General features: G+C 38.5%; 17 protein-coding genes. 1 reads left to right on the top strand and 16 read right to left on the bottom strand.

Features of this window, described 5'->3' with window-relative positions; genetic code table 11:
* Positions 1 to 10: 10 nt before the first annotated feature.
* The 10 genes from CSV72_RS13650 to CSV72_RS13605 all read right to left on the bottom strand — a co-directional run bounded on the left by CSV72_RS13650 (position 11) and on the right by CSV72_RS13605 (position 11398).
* Positions 11 to 1114, bottom strand: a complete 1104-nt coding sequence (locus tag CSV72_RS13650; protein WP_099678805.1) for a glycosyltransferase family 4 protein — start codon at positions 1112 to 1114, stop codon at positions 11 to 13.
* 23 nt (positions 1115 to 1137) lie between these two features.
* Positions 1138 to 2253, bottom strand: coding sequence for an N-acetyl sugar amidotransferase (locus CSV72_RS13645; RefSeq protein ID WP_099678804.1), 1116 nt, complete (start codon positions 2251 to 2253; stop codon positions 1138 to 1140).
* A gap of 26 nt (positions 2254 to 2279) precedes the next feature.
* Entirely contained in the window at positions 2280 to 3500 is a 1221-nt protein-coding gene (locus tag CSV72_RS13640; protein ID WP_158232221.1) for a hypothetical protein, read from the bottom strand.
* 23 nt (positions 3501 to 3523) lie between these two features.
* Positions 3524 to 4789, bottom strand: a complete 1266-nt coding sequence (locus tag CSV72_RS13635; protein WP_099678802.1) for a lipopolysaccharide biosynthesis protein — start codon at positions 4787 to 4789, stop codon at positions 3524 to 3526.
* Between the two features lie 41 nt (positions 4790 to 4830).
* A complete protein-coding gene (locus CSV72_RS13630) occupies positions 4831 to 6153 on the bottom strand; it encodes a nucleotide sugar dehydrogenase (protein ID WP_199170110.1) in 1323 nt (440 codons plus the stop codon).
* Positions 6120 to 7181, bottom strand: coding sequence for a Gfo/Idh/MocA family protein (locus CSV72_RS13625; protein ID WP_099678801.1), 1062 nt, complete (start codon positions 7179 to 7181; stop codon positions 6120 to 6122). Before CSV72_RS13625 ends, CSV72_RS13630 begins: the two co-directional genes overlap by 34 nt.
* 34 nt (positions 7182 to 7215) lie before the next feature.
* Positions 7216 to 9048 carry a polysaccharide biosynthesis protein gene (locus CSV72_RS13620; RefSeq protein ID WP_099678800.1) on the bottom strand — a complete coding sequence of 611 codons (1833 nt, stop codon included), beginning with the start codon at positions 9046 to 9048 and terminating at the stop codon, positions 7216 to 7218.
* Between the two features lie 81 nt (positions 9049 to 9129).
* Positions 9130 to 9897, bottom strand: a complete 768-nt coding sequence (locus CSV72_RS13615) for a tyrosine-protein phosphatase (protein WP_099678799.1) — start codon at positions 9895 to 9897, stop codon at positions 9130 to 9132.
* A gap of 57 nt (positions 9898 to 9954) precedes the next feature.
* Entirely contained in the window at positions 9955 to 10674 is a 720-nt protein-coding gene (locus CSV72_RS13610; RefSeq protein WP_304442243.1) for a CpsD/CapB family tyrosine-protein kinase, read from the bottom strand.
* Positions 10652 to 11398, bottom strand: coding sequence for a YveK family protein (locus CSV72_RS13605; RefSeq protein WP_099678798.1), 747 nt, complete (start codon positions 11396 to 11398; stop codon positions 10652 to 10654). Before CSV72_RS13605 ends, CSV72_RS13610 begins: the two co-directional genes overlap by 23 nt.
* Before the next feature lie 128 nt (positions 11399 to 11526).
* Between CSV72_RS13605 and CSV72_RS13600 the strand changes: the two genes are divergently transcribed.
* A complete protein-coding gene (locus tag CSV72_RS13600) occupies positions 11527 to 12006 on the top strand; it encodes a VanZ family protein (protein ID WP_099678814.1) in 480 nt (159 codons plus the stop codon).
* Positions 12007 to 12039: 33 nt separating this feature from the next.
* On the opposite strand, the gene CSV72_RS13595 is transcribed toward CSV72_RS13600, so the two are convergent.
* The 6 genes from CSV72_RS13595 to CSV72_RS13570 all read right to left on the bottom strand — a co-directional run bounded on the left by CSV72_RS13595 (position 12040) and on the right by CSV72_RS13570 (position 23559).
* Positions 12040 to 12867, bottom strand: a complete 828-nt coding sequence (locus CSV72_RS13595; protein ID WP_099678797.1) for a hypothetical protein — start codon at positions 12865 to 12867, stop codon at positions 12040 to 12042.
* 155 nt (positions 12868 to 13022) lie between these two features.
* Complete coding sequence (locus CSV72_RS13590) at positions 13023 to 14117, bottom strand: S-layer homology domain-containing protein (RefSeq protein ID WP_099678796.1); 1095 nt, start codon at positions 14115 to 14117, stop codon at positions 13023 to 13025.
* 126 nt (positions 14118 to 14243) lie between these two features.
* Entirely contained in the window at positions 14244 to 17630 is a 3387-nt protein-coding gene (locus CSV72_RS13585; protein WP_233191294.1) for a DUF6359 domain-containing protein, read from the bottom strand.
* Between the two features lie 73 nt (positions 17631 to 17703).
* Positions 17704 to 17955 (bottom strand): hypothetical protein, encoded by a 252-nt coding sequence (locus CSV72_RS13580; protein WP_099678795.1) that lies wholly within the window; start codon positions 17953 to 17955, stop codon positions 17704 to 17706.
* A gap of 393 nt (positions 17956 to 18348) precedes the next feature.
* Positions 18349 to 19485, bottom strand: coding sequence for a M20/M25/M40 family metallo-hydrolase (locus tag CSV72_RS13575; protein ID WP_099678794.1), 1137 nt, complete (start codon positions 19483 to 19485; stop codon positions 18349 to 18351).
* Between the two features lie 1128 nt (positions 19486 to 20613).
* The gene (locus tag CSV72_RS13570) at positions 20614 to 23559 is read right to left on the bottom strand and encodes an S-layer homology domain-containing protein (protein ID WP_099678793.1); all 2946 of its coding nucleotides are present in this window, start codon (positions 23557 to 23559) and stop codon (positions 20614 to 20616) included.
* Positions 23560 to 23956: the final 397 nt, after the last annotated feature.

The raw sequence follows: 23956 nt of genomic DNA, 5'->3' as shown, positions 1-23956 counted from the left end.
TTACCTCCAATTATTTCATTAAATTTCTATATATATCGATTAATTTTATACTCTCCGCTTCCCAATTATATTCTCTCACAACAGCTACTCGTCCATTACGACCCATCCTCTCAGCTTCAACGGGATTTTTGATTATCCATTTAATAGCTTCCGCAATTTCTTCAGGATTTAATGGATCTACACAAAGTCCACTGTTATTTTTTTCGATAATGCCTTTCCATAATGGGAAGTTCGAAGCAATTACTGGAATGCCAGAAGCCATATACTCAAACATTTTGACTGGAAGTGCATCTATATAGTTAATAGTTGGATGAAGAGTCACTATACCTGCTTTTGATTTACTATATGTTTCTTTGACTTGTTCTCTATTCAAAAATCCAAGTTCTTTAACACTTGACCATCCCTTTAAACTAGTAACAATATCTCTTTCAGAAGAAGTGGCAAACCCGCCCCCCAACAACAAGGTAACTTCTTTTGACGTATCAATTGCTTTTACCATTTCTTTAATTCCGCGAATGAAAGTAATACCTCCCACATAACAAACAGCATTTTCTTTTTCAGACCATCTCACATTTTTAACTTGAAGCTCATCCAACAAAGGATAGTTGTTAACGTCTTGAGCTTTACATCCTAGTTTTAAGAAACGCTCTTTGATAAAGGGCGTTGCTGTAATAATGAAATTCATTTTTTTCGCGGCACGATTCTCATATAATTCAACTACTTTTGATATGATAGAATGTGTATAGCGCGGAAGCCACTCTTTAGTAAGTATTTGTCGTGGCACATCTTCATGCACATCATAAATAACTTTCTTACCTCGCTTCCTCAACTTCAATCCAATAGGTAAAAGCTCGGGATCATGAAAATGATAGATATCTGCATCAATTTCTAAAGCTTTTTTAAATACATTGTCAACTGTTTTCGTCATACGTTTTAAACGATTACCAGTATCTTTAAGAACCCCATGAATCTGAACACCTTTAACAAACGCATTCGGAGCATTGGGTACTACTAAATGAACATCAAACCCTGCATTTGCAAGAGATTGACATTCCTTAATGAATATTCTGGTGTCCGTATGGGGATGAACAGACGTTAGATGACAGATTTTCATACGACACAACCTTTTTCTCATAATTATCTATTTAAACTTGAATAAATACTAAATAACAATTTGAATAGTAATGTATCTTCTGTACAAATATATTCTGAATGATTGCGATTTTTTTCTAGAATAAGCAAATTTAATTCTTCTAGGGATATATCTAACTTATTCGCTATTTCTATCTTCTCATTCTCTATTCTGGAAGAATCGTATGGGGGCTCTGCCAATTCTTGCAATGCCTGAGCACGAGTAATCTGATTTGAAACAATCAAACTTGATAAATGAGCTTTTCTTTTATCAAAGTTAAATTTTGTAGGCAGGTAGTAAGACTGAAAGAATTTCGTCCAAATTGACTCGTAATGTTTACCACCATAATATCTCCACCCGGTGTTTTCCTCTAGTTCCTTCATAGCTTCTTCTTTATGATATGGAAGTAAATTTAACGGCTTAATAACTTTCATCTTTTTAATTAAAGGATAATATATTTTCATTTTATAGAAGTTCATAATAGGGTATTTTTTCAATTTCTTTCTTCCATGTTTTTGATAAATATTTTTGACGTGATTTCCGTCCATTGAATTGTAACCCCATGATTTAGGTAAAATGTTTTCAGTTTCCCAGTTTGAACCGTTTAACACATATTCTATATTATTTTTGACTGCATAAGTGTATAAAGTTGAAAAGAAAGCATGGTCTTGTGGAATATCTTGATTTGGAACAGAAGCTCTTAGGAATGCCATTTGCATTTCTTTCATCTCTTCCCAATCAATTTTCACAATTTCTAAATCCACATTGCCATATTCACAGATAGCTCTCACATTCTCTTCTGCGATTTTATTATTCCATCCTCCATCTACATGTAGTGCTAATAAGCGAATTCCCCATTCTTTAGCTTTGTAAATGAGATAAGAGCTATCAACTCCACCACTCAAACCAACAATTGCATCGTATTTTTTACCTCGCCCTGCTTCTTTGACTTTCCGAATAATCATCTCTAATTTCTTTTGACCAATTTCATTTGGAAAACAAACACGTTCACCCAATATTTTTGCATCCCTACAATGATTGCAAACCCCTTCTTCATTAAAAGTTATCTCGGGGTCAGTCGTATCCATTACACAAACTGTACATATTTGTATACTTTCCAAAAAATAACCTTCCTTCTTCTATAAACTTAATTTTCAACCTTGTGATCTTTTCTAAGTAATAAAATTAAAAGCATTCCAATCAAGATACCATTTGTTAAAATACTTGTTAATAGCGAACTATCTATAATTGAATAAAAACTAATTAAAACTGCACCGAGCGTTATAATTAATGGCTTTCCTAATGAAATGGTCTTTAATGTCCATAATAGTATCCCAAGTAATATTGAAAATAACAATATTCCTATAAGACCTAGTTGTGCATAAGCATCCCCAATATAATTTGTATTCGCATTAGACATTGCGTTACCGTAGTATTTTTCTCCAATTACATAATACAGCCCCTTATCAAATCGATAAGTAAAAACACCTTTTAAAATAGAATTGGATAACATAACTTTATCTACATCATTAAAATAATCATATACATAAATAGCGTTTTTTATAGGAACTAGTAACATTCTTCTAATGAAAAGTGTGGCTGGCCACTCAGATATACCTACTTTAAAGAGCACGAATGTAATTATTACACCAAAGTTCATTCCTACTATGTAAACTAAATAAAAGTTTTTAAAATACTTTAATAATAAAAACAAGAAAGTCAATAGCACTGGTGCAAAAAGAACAATCTTATGGGCCGTAATTGAGTAAATTAATAGTTGCATAATTAGAGTTAAAATAAATAATTTACTTTTCTTGTAATGCAAACTATACGCAAAAAGAAATAATGAAATTACTTTAGTTTGCCAATTGGATAAATAGCTTAAAAACTTCGGTAAATTAACATTTCTTCGAATTTCATAAACATTACTCAAATCAAATGCCTTTAATGTAGGATATCCTTCATATGCAATTAGTAATCCTGCTACTATTAGTGTACAGAAGATTAACATATTATTTAGTTTCTTTGAACTAATATTAGTAGCTTTCTTCAAATTGAGGGCTGGGATTTTACTAAGTAAAATCGTTATTGAAAAACCTATTAGTGTGAAATAGTAAAACTGTCGACTTGTACCTTCCATACCATACAAGACAGAAGTAGGTATAATTATAGAGAGGATGAATATCATTAAAATAATATTAGAACTATTAGTTGTTTTATTCTTATATCTAAAGAATATATATATCGGAATCAACAAAACACAAGACTCGACAAACTTTATTAAATTAAAATCCTTAATAAAACCAGTGTATTGATATAACTCACTCACATAGTTTAAGTAGGCGTAATCTAGTAATAACTTATACATTAACAAGAAAAACAGCTCTATAATCATTTCCCAACCCGTCTTTCAGTATTTTTTAAAGAAAACTTGTAAGAAAAGTAAATAAAAATTAAATACTTCAGTACAAGAACTCCTGAAAAAATCATCAGTGATATTTCTGTTGATTCGTAATAATAATAGCCAATCACAAATGACATGACTGATAACAATAATATAAAGATTTGAATAAATAGTTCTAACTTTATCTTCTTAGCTATAACAAACATATGTGAAAGAGGACTTGATATAAACTGTAAGTATAACGCTGGGATTAATATTTTTGTATAGGTACCAGCAATTATCCATTCTTCACCAAAAATGAATGCATATAGTTCTTCAGCAAAAAAGAATAAAATAACAAACGGGATGATTGGAATTAGTGCTAGCACATTAAAAGTCTTTCGATAAAGTGCTTCACATTCCCCTTGTTCTCTATAAAGCTTGCTTGCAGTTGATAAAAACACATCACCAACCGATCTACCGATTAAAGACATTGGTAAGTTTATTGTACGTATTGTTAACGAATAATAGCCCGTATGTTGAGATCCAAAAAACTTACTTAGTAATAAGCTGGGGATATTTGTTGAAAGTGCTTCTAATGAATGGGTAGTCATTGCGTATTTGGGAAAATCATTGTATTCTTTTCCTACAATAATAAGATCACTTTTACCAATATTCCCTTCATTCATTTTTTTAGTTATTTCAACATGCTTATTTAAACTTAAAACGGAAGTAATTTGACCAATAATAGAACCTATAACAAGTCCTAAACTTCCTAACTTGACAAAGCCTAAAATCAGTTGGGAAACAGCCGTAGCAATTGATTGATTAATTTTAGATTTAGCTAAATAATTAAAGCGTCCCCAACGATTGTTTAAATACGTTAGGGAGCTAAAAAGCCCAGTTAAAAACAGACCTATAGGAAGTACATAAAGCCAATTTGCATCAGTTAGAGATAATAGTTCAACCATCCGCTCACCAGTTGTTACGACTACTATTACGGCAATTAAAGTAACAATAACATTTATAGTGAACGCCAATATAAACAATGAAAAAGCTTTTCTTTCTTCATTTGGCAAAGCAATCGCAAGTTCATATCTACCATTAACTATAGGTGCCAATATAGAAATGACTGCAATATAAATCGCGAATACCCCAAACTGTTCTGGCGTATATATCCTAGTTAAAATTGGAGAAATTAAAATTGGTAAGAATTGAGCAATCGCGGTTCCTTTCATTAAAGTTAAAACATGTCTAACAAATGTGTTTTTCATTACTTTGTAAGAACCCTCATTTCCTCTCTACTTCATTGGCCTTATAATTTAAAGTAATTAAGCTTTTGAAAAACGAAATCCGTGTTTCTAGTATCTAATAGACACGAAGCATAATTATTAATTAGTTCATAATCAAATTCACTATGATTAGTAGCAAGCACAACCAAATCCACTTCTTTCAATACCTCTTCTGTCACTTGAACAGTCTCAATTAATTCTCCATACAACTTAAATTCTGACACAAAAGGATCCGCGACTTTCCAGTCGGCACCTGTTTTAGTCAACCTATTTAAGATGGGTAATACAGGAGATTCACGGTAGTCATCGATATCTTTTTTATAGGCAACGCCCAATATTAATATCTTAGAACCTTTCAAAGCCTTCTTCTTGTTATTTAAAATCTCTGAACAGCGTTGCACGACAAAGTCGGGCATACTATCGTTTATTTCTCCCGCTATTTCAATCAATTTCGTATGATATCCATATTCACGAGCCTTCCAAGTTAAGTACCATGGATCAATCGGGATACAGTGTCCACCTAGTCCTGGCCCAGGATAAAACGGCATGAATCCGTATGGCTTGGTAGCTGCAGCATCAATAACTTCCCACACATCGATGTCCATCTTATGACATAGTATAGCCATTTCATTAGCTAATGCTATATTGATATTACGGAATGTATTCTCCAACAACTTTTCCATTTCAGCAACAGCAGGACTTGATACTTCGTGTACGTCACCATCTAGTACAGTTCGATACATGGCAGCCGCCACTTTTGTACATGTTTTTGTTACGCCACCAACAACTTTAGGTGTATTTTTCGTATTGAATTCTTTATTCCCAGGATCTATACGTTCAGGAGAATAAGCCAAGAATACATCTTGGCCGATGATGAACCCTTTCTCTTCTATGATAGGTTTAATCAATTCCTCTGTTGTTCCAGGGTACGTAGTGCTTTCTAGAACAATAAGCGTTCCGGCAGTAACATACTGAGCTATGGCTCTTACTGAACTTTCTACATAGTTCATATTTGGTTGCTTATAAATATCCAATGGTGTCGGTACACAAATAGCTACTGCATCTACATCACGAATAAATGTATAGTCAGCCGTAGCTCTTAGTTTGTTTTCTTTAACAAGCGATTCAAGGTCTTCCTGAATAACATCGCCAATATAGTTATTTCCTTCGTTTACCATACGAACTTTATCTTCTTGAACATCAAATCCAATAACTGAAAATCCTGCTTTTGCCTTTTCAACTGCTAAAGGAAGACCTACATAACCTAAACCTACAACACCAACCGTTGCGGTTTTCCCTTCTAACTTTTGTATTAAATCTTCTGATATGCTTTTGATGGTTGGCACGCTATCTCTTCCTCTCTTGTGAAACTAATTGGTTTGTTTAATTGTGCTGACTCATAAAATGCTAGTACTAATTCTAAAGCATTTTTCCCATCTTGCCCAGTTACTGCTGGCTGGCGTTCTTCTAAAACAGAATGAATCATGTCTTGAATAACTTGCTCATGCCCGGGAGTTCCCCAAGGATTTGCTTTCACTTCGTTAATATACTCTCTAGTTGTAGTTTCATCTAATCCCTGAATATCTAGTGTTTCAAAATGCAATGCATGCATTCCACCTATTTTCACAGTACCCTTTTCACCAAAGATCGTAATGGATTCTTCATAGTTTTTGGGATAAACGGTAGTAGAAGCTTGAACAGTTGCTAATACTCCTGATTCAAAACGTATTAGACCCGTTGACACGTCTTCAGACTCTATATCTCGTAAACGTGTTGCTTCCATACTAAACACTTCAACTGGAGTTCCTAAAAATGATAGAAGTAAGTCCAAGTTATGAATAGCTTGATTCATCAGTACACCGCCATCATGTTCTTTTGTACCTCGCCAAGGTGCTTGATCATAATATTCTTGTCCACGGTTCCAATTAACGATACATAATGCATGACTGATCTTTCCAAGCAGTTGTTGATCTAACATCTCTTGAAGCTTCATCACTACCGGACGGAATCGATTAGGATGGACGACAGCAAGTTTCACATCATTTTCTTCAGCTGCTACAATAATTCTTTCTGTCTCTTCCATTGTCATAGCAATAGGTTTTTCTACGATGATATGTTTTCCATACGATGCGGCAAGTTCTGCAATTGAAGCATGTGTACCGCTTGGTGTACAAATGTTAATAACATCTATTGTTTCATCTCTTAATAACTCTTCAAGATTTGTGTACGGCAGCGCACCATAGTCAATCAAATAAGGCTCCATGAGTTCTGGAACTCGGTCACAAACCGCTACAAGGGTGGCACCATCTATTTTTGAAATAGCTAATGCATGTTTTTTTGCGATAAATCCGCATCCTACAATTGCAAAATTCATTTTCATACCTTCTATCATTTAGATTTTTTCACTGTTATATGGCATCACTTTTCACAAGTGGCGCCTCCCCAAACTTCCGATTCGCCAACCCAACAAGCGTCTTTTTCAACTCTTCATCACTCATACCCGGTAACTTATCCAACACATAAAGCTGCTCCGTCTCCGATATCGGTGTAGCCTTCCCAACATAAATCTTCGGAAACACATGTTCACTCTGACGTTCATTTTCATTCAATAACTCTTCAAACAACTTCTCCCCTGGACGAATGCCAGAGTATTTAATTTCAATTTCATCTTCCTCATATCCAGAGAGCTTGATCAAGTTCTTCGCTAAATGAACAATTTTAACTGGCTCTCCCATATCAAGCACAAAAACTTCGCCACCTTGCGCAAGAGTTCCTGCTTGAATGACTAGACGTGATGCTTCTGGAATGGTCATGAAGTATCTCGTCATTTCTGGATCGGTAATGGTGATCGGTCCACCTTTAGCAATTTGTTGTTTAAATAATGGTACTACACTGCCTCGTGAACCCAAGACATTGCCGAATCGGACAGCTGCGAATTTTGTTTCACTGTCTTTCGCTAAATTTTGCACAACCATTTCAGCAAAGCGCTTTGTCGCACCCATGATGTTCGGTGGGTTAACGGCTTTGTCGGTCGATACGAGAACAAAGTGGGAGACACCAAAGAATCTAGCGGCCTCTGCTACGTTTTTTGTACCGAAAATATTATTTTTAACGGCTTCCATTGGGTTGCTCTCCATGAGCGGTACGTGTTTATGTGCAGCCGCGTGATAGATTACATCCGGTTTTAGTTCGCCTATGAGGTCAAATATGCGCGTACGATCTTGCACGTCTGCGATCACTGGACATGTTTCTGTATGGGATGATACCTTTTGTCGCAGTTCCATGTCTATAGTATAGATCGAGTTTTCCCCATGACCGAGTAGTATCAATTTCTTCGGTCGAAATTCTACTACTTGTCTACAAATTTCAGAACCAATCGAACCGCCTGCTCCTGTGATGAGGATCGTTTTACCCGTCAGTTTTTTTGCAATGGCATGCATATCCAGTTGTACTTCATCACGCCCGAGTAGATCTTCAATCTTGACGTCACGCATATCCTTTACAGATACTTTTCCTGTCATTAAATCTTCGATACGTGGAATTGTTTGCGTTTTGACGCCTGTTTCAATACAACGTTTCATTAACTCTGTCATTTGCTGTTTTCCCATCGAGGGAATAGCGATGATAATTTTATCTATGTAATGCATATCCACTAATTGCTGGATGTTCTTTGTCCCCCTATAGACACGCATTCCGTAAATATCCAGACCTTGCTTCATTTTGTCGTCGTCTACAAAAATGACAGGTTTCATGCCGTATTCTGGATTACTCAATACTTGTCTTGCGATCATCGTGCCTGCTTGTCCGGCCCCTAGTATCATCGTGCGTTTCATATCAATGCTTTTATCTCTCACTACTACATCTCTTACTAGACGCCAAGACAGACGGGATCCACCTATTAGCAGAACGTGCAGCATCCATGTGATGGCCAATGCGCGTACGTAGACATCCTGTGTGAGAGTGAATTGAACAACTACCACTGCGAGGATAGTGAATGTTACCGCTTTGACAATAGACTTTAACTCACCTATTGATGCATACGACCAAGCTTTTCGATACAGGCCGTAATACCACGCAAAGAAATGATGTGCAATTTGTATCGTAATGGCACTGATTAGCAACATTTCATTAAAGATAATGGAAGTAAATGGATGAAGCATGAAGTACCCGATATAGATCGACAATAAGACAATAATGGAATCGGCTGCAATCAGCATAGTCATTCGTTTGCGTACAGTCAAAGGAGCTCCTCCTTTCAAGTTGTGTTCCTATCACATATGAACTAGTTACTTTTCAGTATCTATTTCTATCATACTAACAGCCTACCCAATTAATTTCCACCATTTCCTAGTAACTGGTGTTTCCGGTTCGTAAATGGTGAGCAATTTATTGTGAATGATTTGTTCATTATTCAACAACAACATATCCACCGTGTCCCGATCCACTTTCTTTTCAAGGACTTCTAATCCTTTGTTAAATAAGAATGGACGGTTATCTGTATTATGCGCATCCGCCCCGTACGCATGGATGAGGTTTGCTTCTATTAGTTGAATAGATAACTTCTGAATGTTTTTGCCGAAATGACCTGCAAGGCTACCCGCTGTTACTTGTGCCAGCGCGCCGTGACGTACTAGCCGCTCTAGTCGCTCAGGCTTCTCCGCTATACCTTTGTTCCGTTCAGGGTGTGCAATGATTGGCACGATGCCTTCTTCAAGTAGAGACTGGATGATTCGGACCGTGTATGCCGGGACGTGTTGAGTAGGTAGCTCAAGTAGTAAATAACGAGAGTTTGCTATAGTAAGTATGTCTTTATTCAATAAATTAGCGATGAGATGTTCATGGATTCGTACTTCTTGACCAGTATATAGAGTCAGGTCAATGTTTGCGGCTTTGATCATATCCCCTATTAGACGAACTTGACTTTCAACTTCCTTTACCGGTACGTGATATTGCGGGCTATAAGCGTGTGGTGTAACGACTAGATGTGTAATTCCTTCAGAAGCCGCCTCTTCTATCATCCGCATGGTTCCTTCTACTGTTTCAGGTCCATCATCTACACCGAACAGTAGATGGCTATGTATATCAATCATGTAGATCCTCCTTGCATTTTACTTCATTCAAGAAAAGTGAAAAGGCACCAGGCCCTTTCACTCATCGTTTCCATAATATTGATAGTAATAATGGTCTTTTTCCAGGATAAAGTTATTTAAAACAGTTCCTAGAATATTGGCTTGAGATGAGAGAAGTGCTTCTTTAGCTTTGAGGACGCCTTCTTTTTCCGTAGTTCCTGCATTCAACACTAGAATCGTGCCTTCCGCTTTGTTCGACAAAATTTGCGCATCTGACACAGACAATACGGGTGGAGCGTCAAAGATGATCAAATCATACATTTCTTTCAGCATTTCTAGCAGTGTTTCCATCGTCTTTGACCCTAGTAACTCAGCTGGGTTCGGTGGAATGGGTCCACTTGTGATTAAGTCGAGTCCTTCTATGTCTGTCTGCTGAATCACGTCTTCGAGCTTCCACTGACGCGTCAATAAGTTGGATAGTCCTGTCGCATTCATCCGAGAAAATGTATAATGCGTCGTCGGTTTTCGCATATCCGCGTCAATTAGGAGTACTTTCTTTCCCTCTTGCGCAAAGACCACTGCGGTATTCGCTGACGCTGTGGACTTCCCTTCTCCTGGTATTGCTGACGTGAAAAGAATAGATTTAAGATCATGATCGGGCATGGAGAAATTGATATTCGTCCGGATTGTACGGAATTGCTCGGACACAACCGATTTTGGGCTTATTGCCGTGACTAATTTACGTGCAACGGATTGTTTAGCATGTTTCTTCTTTTTAAATATGCGCATTTTTGACATGTGTACTAGACCCTTTCTTTGGAGCATCAATTGCCGTGTTGACTTCTTTTTTAGAAATTGGACTGACTAGCCCAAGCACCGGTAAACCGAGCAATTCTTCAATATCATGTTCTGTTTTCACGGTTGTATCTAAGTATTCTAGTAAAAATGCTATTCCTACTCCGATCATCAGACCGATGACCGCTGCGATTGCTACGTTCAGTTCTTTATTCGGCTTAACAGGTTGCGGATCTTCCGCGTAGACAGCAGGAGATAAAATATTGACATTATCCACTTTCATCAAGGTAACAATTTCTTTTTGGAACACTTCTGCAATGGTATTCGCGATATCGACTGCTTTATGTGCTTCCGGATCTTGCACGGTCAAATTGACGACTTGTGAGTTTTGTTCACTGTTCACCGTAAGCTGATTGCTAAGTTCTGCCGGCGTAGTATCAAGGTCCAAGTTTTCTATGACTTTGGATAGGATGACCGGTGTTTTAATAATGACATTGTACGTATTGATCAATTGTAAGTTCGTTTGAATATCTTGAGAATCGAATGATTGTTGCTCGACCTTTTCTTGATTCACTAATATTTGTGTTGAAGCTTGATAGATAGGGGTTAAATAAAAATAACTTACAACAGCAGCTATGACAGCCGCCACTAGTGTAATGCCTATGATCAACCCTAGACGTTTTTTTAATGTTGCGAATAACTCTTGCAAACTGATGGTTTCTTCCATGTTGTAAAATTGCTCCTTTTCGGCAAACTTGTGCATATTATAGCATAGCATAACATATAATTAGCATGAAAAATATCGAATTTCCAATTAAATCTAGGATTTTTGCCTATTTATGATATAATATGCATATGAAAAAAGTCTTCGCTTTTGTAATCGTCCTATGTATTATCGGTAGTTTATTTGTTTCTTCTAGTCAAACGTATGAACAACAATCCTTAATTCCTACGTTAGAAAATGCATTACCTAACAAGCCATTTGAAACCGCACTATCCGCACTGTCTATCCCGTACTGGAATACTACCATTTCCGTAGAAGAACGTGGCTATTATCGTTTTGTAGAATTTCTACTACGTAAAGGCGCACATTTTGTATTGTTTGGTCTGCTCGCAGCAGGCATTTTCTTATCCTTACCATCCCGTTTACCTAGATTCTTCATTGCAAGCGCTTCTACCTTACTACTTGCATGCATAGATGAAACCCATCAATATTTCACGGGAGGACGGACCGCCACTTTTCGCGATGTTCTACTGGATATGTCGGGAGCACTGACGTTCTTACTTATTTTGCAAATTGTCGTATGGTTTCGTTCAAGAAAACGACTAGTCTAAAAGGAAATCTTTTTAGACTAGTCGTTTTTCTATTTAATTCCCCATTATCTTGCTCTGCATACTATCACGACGCGCACTCTTTTGCGCTTCGTATTCATCACGCAAGCTTTGCGAATTTGATTTGTTATGTCCATTGGCCTGTAGGTCTTTCTCAAGCGAGCTCATGATGCCATTAAATTCAGCATCAGTCTGCGCCTCTAGCCCCGCTATAGAGGACATGTACTTATTATAGAAATAACCATAATCAATATTCTCGCCATTTGCTTTTTTCGTACTGTACTCTTTTTTCGCACCATTGATTAATGAGTTGAGCTCGCCATCCACTTCACTTTGTAGTTTGCTGACAGATGGTTTATAGTTACTTTTAATCTGCGCTACGGATTGTTTCTTATCTGGTTTACCTGTTGCGGGTTTATCACTTGTAGTGCTACCCGTTGAATTTGTTTGATTTTCTGAAGAAGGCTTCTTTCCATCATTCGTTTGGTTGTTAGGTGATGGATTACTTCCCGTGGTATCCGTGCCATTTTCTGTCGTGTTGGAACCTGAAGTTGTTGTTCCTCCACTTGTACCCATTGACGATGATCCACCCATCCCTCGTTGACCATCCGCGTTTCCACTACTAGTATCAGATGAACCGTCAGATGGTTGTCCATTTTTCTTATCGCCTTTTGGTTCTTCCCCTTTAATAAGAAGATCACTTTCATTAGGCGATGTAGCGTCATACGGCTTCTCTAAAGTCTTATCTCCTCCCCTGTTTGCCCATTCATTCTCTTCGAATTGGAAATGATACACAATATAGATACCGCCAAAAACAATAATAGATAATGACGTGATTAAGAAAATTTTAAGTTGCTTATTCATATTGATCTCCTCTACCCGTTCATATTATTTTGATTTTAACAGATTTATAGAGTGGTGGATAGCAGGTTACCAAGCAATTAGCATACTACACACAAAATAGTAATAGCCTCCTTAAACGTCAAGGAGACTATTACTATTTTAAAAGGTGCTTCACTTTAGAATTTAAATTCGTATGTGCTATTAAACGGTTCAGATTTAATTGCGCCATCTACTGTAAGCTTGACTGTCCGTCCTTGTAAGATGTTTAACGCTGCATTACGTGTTAAGCCTGTCTTAGCCAATACTTTATTGAACACTGTGTCGAAATCCAAGCTATTATCGATGTTCTTCGCTTCTACTTTGATTTCTTTTCCACCAAACATAACGGATACTGTTGCATTATTAACAACTGCATCTTCCTTCATAGAGTTAAATACTGGCTTCACTGCTTCACCAAATTCTCCAAATGTGCTTGCCGGGTTCTTAACAGTTACGTTGAACGTTTTCTCTCTTAACGCAATATAAACCGCGTCTGTAGAAGTATTTACTTTTGAAAACTCCGCTTGGATCGTGCTTTGCAACAACTTGTCTCCAGCTGTGTCTACTGGCGCATTTTCATCTTTCAACGCTACTTCTGTACGTACGACGAATGTTGCCATTTGTCCTCTTGTTACTAATCCGTTCGGCGCGAATGTAGTAGGCGTTGTACCTGTCGTAATATCAAGATCCAATAGTGCCGCAACATAGCCTGCATATGCATCAGTCGGTTTTACATCTTTAAAACGATTTGCCGCTAATGGACTTTGATCCAATGCGAAACCTAATGTAAGAATTTTAGCCATCTGTGATCGTTTCAAGTTATCGTTCGGCTTGAATGTCTTCACGCCATTTTCCGTGTAGCCCTGGATGTATCCAGCTTGAGCAAGTGCTGCGATTGGGCCATAATATTCACTAGACTTCTTCACGTCGGCGAATCCTGGATCTTTAACGTTTACCGTATCCAAGTCCAATACGTGAGCTAAAATCTTAGAAGCTTGTGCTCTTGTTACTGAAGCATTCGGACGATATGTACCGTCATTATACCCTTTTACCACGCCACGATCTGCTAGTTCCAATACCGGTAAATAATAGTGCACGCCAGGTTTTACATCCGTGAACGTTACCGCTGCACTTGTTTCCATAGGGACTGCCGCAACGAATGCTCCCGCTGCCATCGTTGTCGCTAATGTCGCTTTAAATAATTTGTGTGATGCTTTTGTAGTTTTCTTCATCTTTTCTACCCCCTATGTTTTTTGATTCGTTGGAACTATGCCAACTACTATTAGTATAATGTATTTCCAATAATGAACAAGTGTTGTTTTGCAGGGTTTAGGAGTTTGCGCACTAAAAGTGAGTAATTACTCGGCAGTAAAGTACCCATAAAAAGAAAGAGAAACCGTAACGGGTTCCTCTTTCTTTTTTACTATTTTCACTGTATCCACGGAAGCACCATTCATATACTCAATTTCTTGAATATTTTCGGCACCACGAATTTCTTTCACATTCTTCCCATCCACAATTACTTTCTTCACATGTGTACCCGCAAAATCGATAATCGCTTCTGCCTGTGCTGGATTTACATGCACCGTCACATTCTTGAACCCTTCTCCTTGGAACTTCGCATAATTACCAGTAAACAAGACGCCTTCACGGATAACTGATTGACCGTCCAATTGCACATCGACGCTCGGCTTATTAATAATCAGCTTATTCGTCTTAAACGACTTAAAGTTATAGAACTTCTCTACTTTTGGTGATGAACTTCCTAATGCCACTTGTACCATCACTGGATCATGATCACTTGCACGACCCGCCATGTCTGTATAATCCGCGTTTACGTGAAGCATATCCACTTCGGCTTCTTCCACCATATTATTCGAAACCAATATGTGATCTAGTACTTGGGAGTTTCCTTGGTATACATAAGAATAACGATCGTCCTCAGGTACTTTATTGACTAGATTCGTCATGAGTTTTCCCTCGTGAATCTTGAGTGCATTCGCAAACTGGAAGTCGTTAAAGTCACCAAGCGAAACAATATTCGCATCCGGATTCTTCTCTTTCACATCCGCGATGAAATCATACACGATATGCGCAATTTGTTTACGTTGAATTTCACTCTTTAAGACCGGTGGCTGGATTGCACCGAAGATCGGTGTATCACCACCTTTTGAGTTCCAGTGGTTTCCAATAACAATTACGTCATCACCATTGAACGTGAATTCCGCTGCTATCGGTTTACGGCTACTAGTAAATGCAGGATTCGCCGGATCAATTCTACCCGGATTCATTGTCAATCCGTTATCTTCATATCCTAGTGCTGTCATCGCATCACCATGTGGTGCATCTTTAAGTTTCACCCGTTCAGGGTTGTACAAAAAGCCTACGCGAATATTCGCATTCGGCTGTCCACCATCTTGATTATTAACGGGATCGATGTTGACATACTCGTACTGAACGCCTCCCGCTGTAACAATCGCATCGATCAAGCGCTCATAACTTTCATTCGCTTCAGGACCGCCAGCATCCGGACCGTTGTTATCTTGCACTTCTGTTACCCCTACAATGTCAGGGCTATGCATATCCTTAGCAAATGCACGTGCTAGTTTTTGTGTTTTATCATTAGATGTCGTGCTTTTGTTGTTCGAGAAGTTTTCCAAATTATACGAAGCGATTGTCAACTTCTTATCATTCTTCACAATCGAAGTCGTCTCAGGAACTGCATCTCCTTTAACAAAGTTCTTTTTCATTTCTCCATAATCTACGTAAATCTTATAATTTTGGAATGAATAGCCTACTACCCCGACGATTGGCCCTTTGAATTTATCACCTGTCGCTACTTCGAAGTTTCTCGCCTCACCGTTCGGCTCTAAACGGAATTGAATCAAATCTGCATTTGATTGAGCTTTCTTTAAAAGAACGCCACCGCTTTTCGTTTCGGTTTTACGACTTTCTAGGACAGTCGTTAGGTCACCGTGTTGTTGGGGGCCTACGGACTTTACATTGCCCACTTCGACACGCATTGCTTCACGGCTTTCCCAGAAATCCCCTGCATATGTTTCAATATCAAATTCTTTTAGACCTTCACTTAGTACTGCACCTGTTGGTAAATTGCTCTCATCAATTACAAACGGTTCAGGAAGTTCCACATTTTTCTTTACCACACGTACTTTACCGCCCTGATCTTCACGTACATTTATCTGTGTAGTTTTCAAATCTGTTTGCTGACGATCGGCATATCCGTCAATGGCGTACTCACTTACTTGTCCATCTACTTCTACTAAATCACCCGGATTTAAATTCCACGCATCACGCCCGCTATACAACACAATTGCTTCCGACGTTTTCAAATTGCCGTCACGCTCGTTGTCTGGCGTTTGGATGTGATAATACGTAGAACCCGACAATACAAATTTATAGGTTACAATTCCTTCGATTCCCTCGACCGCACTTCCATTAAGCGGAGACTCATGGCCTTGGCCTTGAATATCATGGATGCGTAGTGCATCTGTAATCGTGTAATCATATACTTGAACTACACTCGTACGACCATCACGTGCTACTGCAATCGTTTGTAGTTGTGTATCTTTCGTTAATTGGAATGGCCCTGTATATTGCTTAGACTTACTTGTTGGTGTTGATCCGTCCAACGTGTAGTGAATCGTTGCATCCGACTCTCTCGTTGTCAACGACACTTCTACATTATCTACAAATGTTCCACTTCCGGGACTCGCTCCGACTGGTCTTACTACCGTAACGTCTGCTACGATATCGAACTCATCCCGCGGGATCAGCTGATAGCTATCTTCAAATTGCTGAACGATACCTGTCACCGAGTCATAGGTCATTCCTGCTTCTAAACCTAAGTGGTCGCTTTCGTCCCGAACAAGCAAGTCTCCCTTACCGTCTGTTGCAGCAAAGTTCGCCCAGCCTGGTCCCGCTTCTTTATCAGACAGCGTAAGATTATTGACTGTGACCAATTGAGATTCCACTGCTTCTCCAACGGCGTCACCTGTGAGTACTTTTGCATCCGGTACTGTGCCTGCGGTCTTCTCCACAAGCTGCGCTCCATCAATCTGCAGTAAGTTTTTATATTCCGCCACTTTCCCGACAACTGTTACTTCATCGCCTATTTGCACTTCTAAGCTAGTAGGACGCAGCGTAATACCTGCTTTGCCGTCTTGAATCGTGATGGAGTTTTTCAGTCTAGCTGTAACCGTTCCTTTCACTGAAACAGTTTCTCCAATTGCCTTCGCACGAGCAGCTGCAATGCTGATGACTTCAACTGGTTCTGGTTCTGGTTGGGCACCTGCGAAAGTGATGGCAGATGTATCTTTTAATCCTGGACTAGTGAAGTACGCTTTTAAATTACCCGTTACAAGAACTCGCTGTCCTAATAGACCAGAATTTGTTTGCAAGCCCCATTCACTGCGTAAATTAGTTGGAAGCTGAACAAACAACATCTTCGCAACGTCTGTTTCACCCGCTTTACTTGCAATGGCTATGTTGGTATCTCCCGTTGCAACTGGTATAACATTTGTCGCGGATACTACAAACCCTACGATATATCCAGAGACGGTAGCCGTTCCTTCATTATTCGCTCGCGCTTCTTCAACAGTGATCGTTCCCGCTTTTACAGCGTTTGTTGCTCCAGTCGCAGCTTGTACCATTGGAGTCGTCGGCAAGACCAAGCTAAACACTAAGAAAAATATCAGGCTCATACGCAATACTTTTTTACCTTTCAATTACCACACCTCGATTTCATTAGTTAGGTAGATAGATAAAGCCTTCTGAAATACAGAAGGCTTTGTTTGGTACTTACAAAATGGTATCGCCTTTGACATCTACACCCTCAAAATTAAACAAATCTCCATCCAGATTTGATACATCTAGATTGCCTCCGACCTGAATGTTGGAGAATGATAGTGACTCTCCAGCAGTTCCGGTCAGAATAAGATTCCCTCCTACAATAGCATTTTCCAAGCTATCCATATCCGTGACAGAAACCTTTACATTACCTGGATACAACTTCGGAGTACTTTCCGTACCTGAAAATGCGCTTCCATTCACCGTTTGATCTTTGCTATTCCTGCCTTATACTGCATACTCGCAGCTTTCATACAGGCCTACACCGTACAAGCGACTTTGATCGCATACGGCGTGCCATCAGCGACAGTTTTCTATACATTATTTCCCCTATCCTTACTCTATTACAATAGTTTGGAAACAAGCAATGATAATAATTAACTATTTAGTTTACTCAGAACTCAACCTAAACGTATATAAAGAAATTCCAGAAAGGCATACCCAGACTAAAGATAGTTCCTAACTACTGACAATCCCGTACTCCACTACCAACTTCCGTATAAAATGGACAGTTTCATGGATTGTACAATATAAAAAAGTCTCCTAATCGCTCGCTGAACGACTAGAAGACTTCTTTTACATCTACCTAAAAACAACTTATTTCTGCTGTCTAACTACGCTGTAAACCGATCCACCGACTAATTCGATCATTTCTTTTAGTCGATCTTTACTCACGTGTTCCATCACATCATTCTCATTATGATAGTACGGCTCCAAGTTATGTGTTCCAGGCTCTCTTCTGATGAAGTTTGCTGCTGCAATTCCTACTTCGTGAAATTCCACATGGTCTGAAGATCCACGTTTGAACAACACAAGCTCTGATGGCGTACCAATAATTTTGGCTACTTTGTTTGCTGATTCTGTAACCAAGTTCGGTTTACCATCTACCGTATTCGTATATATAGCTGTTGCAGGTTCCCATGCCGTCGCCACCATATCCATATTGAAGTTTGCAATACTTCGAGAAACATCTTCAGCACTTAACGATTGTGCATATACTCTTGCACCCACTAGACCAATCTCTTCAGCACCGACAAATGCGATACGAAGTTCCTTGTCTAACGGCTGATCCTTTAACACGCGTGCCAACTCGAGCGCCGCCGCTGTACCTGCCGCATTGTCATTCGCTCCTGGCGCACCTGGGACGCTGTCAACATGCGCTGAAATATAAACTATTTCGCTGTTTTTACTACCGTTAGCCGGATATTTCGTCGCAATGATATTTTCTGAAGTCTCTTTCCCTAACACATTGACCTTGATATTCACATTGTCAGTGGAATTCTCCTTCAGTGCTTCACCTTGTGCTTTTGTAATCCCAATTGCCGGAATGGTAGATGTTGCAGAATAACTCAGTGGTGTTTCTTTTTCTGCGTTGTCATAAATAATTACACCTACAGCACCAGCATTTTGCGCACGATTCACTTTATCTTGGAACGTCACGCCTCCGCCTCTAGCGATCAACGCGATTTTACCTACTGCTTCTGGTTTGAAATCGGATTCTTCTCCAAACTCCGCAAAGTATAGAGGAGCCGTCACACCGTTAGCGTCTGTCGCTACGGAATTATTCGCTACTGCACTCGCAATCAGGCTCTCCCCAAGTGTAAACACGGATTCCTTCTTTTCAGGTAGGTCAAACTCTTGTCGATCTACTTTGTAACCGTATTCATTTAGACGGTCGGAAATCATTTTAAATGCGTCTTTCTCTGCTTGTGTCCCCGTTACTCTAGGACCCATTTTTGTAAGCGCTTCCGTATCAATAAATGCGGATTTTACATCAAACGCTTTAATGAAGTTCTTGATTGCATTTGCCTCTTCGCTATTCCCGTCTTATACCACATTAAGCAGCTTTCGATAGGGCCTACACCGTACAAGCGACTTTCACCGCATACGGCGTGCCGTCAGTTTATTTCCAATATTATCTTACTTCCCCAAAACAAGTATAGTACATCCAAATTTATTTACAATAACAACATATAGAATTGTCTGCTTTTTAGTAAAATTGATTCTTTTGTTACCCATAGCAAACATGAGCTAAGTAACGAGTTGATATGTTACTTTCATTTTATATTACTGAAGTAGATAATACCGCCTATGGTAGCGCTTACTTTTATTTCACTATTCGGTAATCTAAATCAGCCATCTAATCGCATGAACGATCAAAAAAGCCCAATCAGAAAATACTGATTGGGCTCCTATGCATGTACAAAGCTTAGATTTGGGGAAATAAGCTTGTTAGAATAACTACCACTGACTAGGTTCCTTCGCTCCCGCCAGTTTTACCCTCCTCACGTGTTACCACGCAAGTACAAACGGCTGACGATCGACACTACTATGAACCCGCTGCCATCTTACCGGCATCTTTGGTGCTGAAACACCTCTTCCGACAAGACTTCAAACGTTCCGTTACGTCCATCCCTTGTTTTGACAACCGTAGGTCTCCACTATCCAGGCGTGAGAAAGACTAGTTTAACAGTCAATTATACTAATCTCCTATTACCATTTCAGATCATAAGGTAAGTGCCGAACCCCTAGCTTAATTTCGCGACACCCACTACCTCACCCTGCCTACATGGATTCGTCTACCTGACCGTAGTTGCCTTTTAAAGAGCCCCGCCTCAGTTCGACTGAGTACGACTTCACCTGACTTAGTCCCTTTTGCGATTCAGCGCATCACTGGACCCAGGAGGATTAGGCACTTGCTTGTAGACTGTTGAGCAAGATCCGGAATTTCACCGAATAATCGGAACATAACAGTTAGAATAATGACCTCATAGATCACAACTAATTAAAGTATAGTCTATGAGGTCAAATTCCACTAATTTCGCTAATACACTAGCTTATATAGTAACGTTTCGTTTAGTTTTATTGAGGAGTAACTTTTACTTTGATGTCTTTTGTAACACCATCGATTGTTACTTTGAATGTTACTGTTGCTTCTTTCACGTCATTAGCCAATGATACTTTTGCACCAGTTGTTCCGTTACTTGTGATTTTCACATCAGTAACTTTTTCAGGTACGATTGTAACTGTAGATGCTTTGATATCTTCAACTTTTTTAGTACCGTATTGGTTTGAAGTAGCGACGTGTACTTTATCTTTTGTTTCACCAGATACTAGGTTAGCTATAGTACCACCAGTTATTACTGTTGCTTCAGTGATCGCTTTAGCAGCACTATAGCTTTTATCTGCTTGTGTTGCAGTAAAGAAGAAGTCTTGTACTTTAGCAGGTGTATTAGAAATTTTGTATGTGTGTTCTACTTTTGAACCATCATTATTAATTGTGAATGTAACTTTAACTTCACGCTCAGCAACTTCTTTATTGTCTACTGTAAAGATTTGCTTGATATTCTTTTGATCAACAATAAGTTTACCATTTTCAACGCTCACACCAGTTACGTTAGTAGTTGCAACATAGTCAGCAGTACCGTCAAGTTCAACTTTACCACCGTCTGCAAGTACACCTGAAACAGTAATTTTGTTTTCACCCTTAAGTGTGCCAGCAACTTCATCTGCTGCTTTTTCAGCATGTAAAAGACCTAAATCTTTAACTTCATACGATTTATATTCTTTTCCGTCAGTTACACGAACTTGTTGTTCAACCGCTGAGTTTGCAACTTCTTTAACAGCGTCCTTATCGTCCTTAGTAGTTAAGAAAATTGTAATAGTAGCAGTTCCATTTTTAGGCCCAGCTGTTATTTCATTTCCTACTACTGTAACTACTTTTTTATCATCTGCTGTAATACCTTTAACGGCAATTGTATAACCATCAGTTAATTTTTCCATTGTACGACCATACTGGTCCTCAACATTAACTTTACCAAAGTCAATTGTTTCTTTTCCACCAGCTTTTAAAACTAGTGGTTTTTTAAGTCCACGCACTGCAACCGGTTTAGCTTCCGCTTTAACGTTTACTGTTAGTGTTGCAACTTTATAAGTAGCAGTTTGGAATACAAGTGCTTGTGTTCCTTCTGTAGTAAATGTTTCTTTGTAGAATACTTGACCATCTTTAACAACTAGGTTTGCTTTTTCTACGTTTTTACCACCAATTTTAATACCCTTATCTTTGTTAGATAGTAAATTTAAATCAGTAATAACATTACCATTTTTATCAGTAACTGTTACAGGAATTAATGTTTCTTCGTTTTTAACTGCTACTTCAGGTTGACCTACTGTAATAGCGTCAGTAGTTTCAGTTTCAGCAACTTTCACAGTGTAATTAGCAGATTTACCGTTAGTTGTAGAGATTAAAATTAAGTCTGTTTCTCCTGCTTTTTTAATTTTTTCAATCTTAATAACTAGTTTAGTAGCATTACCAATTGTTTGTGTTACAATTTCAGTTTTTTCGTCTGAGTTCTTTTTAAGTAATAAATTTTCTTCATTCGTATTAGTAACAACTAATCCTTTTGCTTTATCTACATCAGTAATTACTTTACCGTATTGATCTTTAAGGTCAACAACGATGAATGCATCGCTAGCATTTGTTTTATCATTTAACGCTACTTCTTCACCTTTAGCATTAAAGATACCTGTAACTGAGATATCAGATACTGTTGGTGTCGCTGACAATTTCAATGTTTTTGTAGTTGAAAGACCAGATTTAGTATCAATTAGAACTACTGGTACTAAATCGTTTAATTTCTTTCCGGCTACCACTTTTTCACCAATCGTTACTACACCATCTTTAGCACCGATGTTGCTGTTATCGTTTGTAGTAAGGTTTGTATTTTTAGTAATATCAGTTCCATACTGATCTTTAACCATATAACCTACCGTAGCAGTAGTATCAGTTGGGAACACTCCGTTTACAAGATCTTTATTCACCACAGCAACTTCATCTAAAATTTCAATTGATGCAATTTTAACCGCTTCAACTTTAACTGTACCTGTTAAAGCTTTGTCGCTTAAACCAGTTACGTTTACAGTGTAATCTGCTGCTTGGTAGTTTCCAGCGCCGATTAATTCCACTGATTTTTTATCGTCAGACCATTTAAGTGTAACGTTTTGTTTGAATGTTCCACGTAACAATTCAACTTTAGCTTTTTCAGTCTCTACAGCTTGGTTAAATGTGATTGTAATAGTTTTTGCATTAGTTGCTTTTACTGATTCAATTGCAGTTTCTTTAGCTTTCACTTCGTCATAGTTCGTTTCAGCAGCCTTGTAAAGGAATGAAGCGAACTGTCCACGAGTTGTTGTGTTTTTTGGGTTGAATGCTGGTGCAGCTGGGTTTGTGATATCGAAGAAGTCTAATACGTCAATAGCCGGACGTGCTTCTGCTTTTGCTTTATTAAGATCTGTAACATCCTTTTTCCAGTCTTGCTCTTTTACATAAGCAACTAGGTCGAAGTCATTTAGTGTGTTTAAAGCACGCACTAATACAACAGCCATGTTTTCACGAGTAATGTTGTCAGCTGGTAAAAGCTTACCATCGTTACCGTTGAATACGCCGTTGTCTTTTACTAATGCAGCCATTTGTAGAAGCTCGTCATTAGATTTAGAAGTTAAATCTGTGAAACGTGGGTTTGTTTTGTAGTCAGTTGGCACTTTATATCCTTGTGCAATCAACCATTTACCCATCAATTTTGCAACGTCAGAACGTGTAAGTGTTTTGTTAGGTTGGAATGTTCCATCTGGATATCCTGAGATTACACCTGCGTCAGAAAGTGCACCGATTGCCGCTTTGTGTGAGTTGTTGTCTTTAACATCTGTAAATTCAGCCGCGAATGCAACTGGTGCTACTGCTGATGCTACTAGTGCAGCTGAAGCAGCCCCTACTACAAACTTGCGATATTTCGTTGGTTGGTTAGCCATTAAATAATTTCCTCCTTGATGATTCTGTTTTTGCCAGTTACTACCTATGTATGAAAGTAGTAGGCATTACATATTAAAGTATAGATAAGAACAAGCTGAAAGTCAATTAATTATTAGTACACCCGATAGTCTAATAGAGGGTTTTACCAAGTAATTTGCCTCAGATTCTATTGGTTAACTAGACTATAGCAATATTAATATTTTTATTTGTATTATAAATATAGTTATTTAGTATCGCGTCAATTTTAAACAAACAAAAAAGCTCGAACAGATGGGAACTGTTCAAGCTTTTTTGTTTGCGGTCAACCAACCGTAACGCTTTGCACGTATTGTGCTATATACAACGAGGAAATTATTCTTACAAGTGTGATTCTATCACTAATTTAACTAGATTACA

The sequence above is a fragment of the Sporosarcina sp. P20a genome, assembly GCF_002743175.1.
In the GTDB taxonomy this organism is placed as follows: domain Bacteria; phylum Bacillota; class Bacilli; order Bacillales_A; family Planococcaceae; genus Sporosarcina.
The sequence above is the reverse complement of the archived record's forward strand: the minus strand, read 5'-3'. Positions and strand labels throughout refer to the sequence as shown.

Bases quoted from the DNA above. Each gene is read 5' to 3' on its own strand.
- CSV72_RS13570 (WP_099678793.1), bottom strand. From the start codon at position 23,559: ATGGCTAACCAACCAACGAAATATCGCAAGTTTGTAGTAGGGGCTGCT.
- CSV72_RS13635 (WP_099678802.1), bottom strand. From the start codon at position 4,789: ATGAAAAACACATTTGTTAGACATGTTTTAACTTTAATGAAAGGAACC.
- CSV72_RS13590 (WP_099678796.1), bottom strand. From the start codon at position 14,117: ATGAAGAAAACTACAAAAGCATCACACAAATTATTTAAAGCGACATTA.
- CSV72_RS13615 (WP_099678799.1), bottom strand. From the start codon at position 9,897: ATGATTGATATACATAGCCATCTACTGTTCGGTGTAGATGATGGACCT.
- CSV72_RS13605 (WP_099678798.1), bottom strand. From the start codon at position 11,398: ATGGAAGAAACCATCAGTTTGCAAGAGTTATTCGCAACATTAAAAAAA.
- CSV72_RS13610 (WP_304442243.1), bottom strand. From the start codon at position 10,674: ATGTCAAAAATGCGCATATTTAAAAAGAAGAAACATGCTAAACAATCC.
- CSV72_RS13595 (WP_099678797.1), bottom strand. From the start codon at position 12,867: ATGAATAAGCAACTTAAAATTTTCTTAATCACGTCATTATCTATTATT.
- CSV72_RS13600 (WP_099678814.1), top strand. From the start codon at position 11,527: ATGAAAAAAGTCTTCGCTTTTGTAATCGTCCTATGTATTATCGGTAGT.
- CSV72_RS13640 (WP_158232221.1), bottom strand. From the start codon at position 3,500: ATGTATAAGTTATTACTAGATTACGCCTACTTAAACTATGTGAGTGAG.
- CSV72_RS13650 (WP_099678805.1), bottom strand. From the start codon at position 1,114: ATGAAAATCTGTCATCTAACGTCTGTTCATCCCCATACGGACACCAGA.
- CSV72_RS13625 (WP_099678801.1), bottom strand. From the start codon at position 7,181: ATGAATTTTGCAATTGTAGGATGCGGATTTATCGCAAAAAAACATGCA.
- CSV72_RS13575 (WP_099678794.1), bottom strand. From the start codon at position 19,485: ATGGGTCCTAGAGTAACGGGGACACAAGCAGAGAAAGACGCATTTAAA.